At 63.3% G+C, this 801-nt stretch carries 1 pseudogene; it reads left to right on the top strand.

Features of this window, described 5'->3' with window-relative positions:
- A pseudogene (locus tag FEV53_RS20410) lies at window positions 1–801 on the top strand (IS256 family transposase); the annotation flags it as partial.

The raw sequence follows: 801 nt of genomic DNA, 5'->3' as shown, positions 1-801 counted from the left end.
TATCGAGACCGCGCTCTCGATACCCGTTTGGGCACGCTGAACCTGAAGGTCCCGAAGCTGCGGCAGGGCAGCTATTTCCCCGGCTTTCTGGAACCCCGCAAGACGTCCGAGAAGGCGCTTGTTGCTGTGATCCAAGAAGCATGGATGGGCGGCGTGTCTACGGGCCGGGTTGATGAGTTAGCGCAGGCTATGGGCTTGTCTGGCATCTCCAAGAGCACAGTGTCGAAGCTGTGCAAAGACATTGATGAGCGCGTGAACGAGTTCCTGAACCGCCCGCTCACCGGCGAATGGCCGTTCGCTAATGTCTCTCGGACCATTGGCGTTCGATTGGCTCACTTTGGCTCGACGCGAGATATCTCAAGGTCCGCCAGGGCGGCCGGATCGTCAGCGTGGCGGCGATAATAGCGGTCGCGGCCAACACCGACGGGCGACGTGAGATCATCGGCCTTGGATCAGGCCCTTCGGAAGCGTTCACCGGGGAAACGATCCCCCGGATCGTTTCCTGGCCCGGCTTACCCTTCTGGATGGACGTCCTGCGCGGCCTGAAGGCGCGTGGGCTGGACGGCACCAAGCTTGTGATCAGCGATGCCCACAGCGGCCTCAGGGCGGCCATCGAGCGCGTGTTTGAGGGTGAGCCTGCGAACGGGCAGCGCTGCCGCGTCCACTGGATGCGCAATGCGCTCGCCCATGTGTCACGCGGCCAGCACACCGTGGGTGCCGCACTCGCCATCGGGCTCGAACCAATGGCGCCTCAATGGCTCGTTCCGCCAGGCCTTCGATCAGCCCGATCGCAAACAGGCG

Origin of the sequence: Palleronia caenipelagi (genome assembly GCF_007004065.1) — a bacterium.
GTDB lineage: Bacteria > Pseudomonadota > Alphaproteobacteria > Rhodobacterales > Rhodobacteraceae > Palleronia > Palleronia caenipelagi.
The sequence above is the reverse complement of the archived record's forward strand: the minus strand, read 5'-3'. Positions and strand labels throughout refer to the sequence as shown.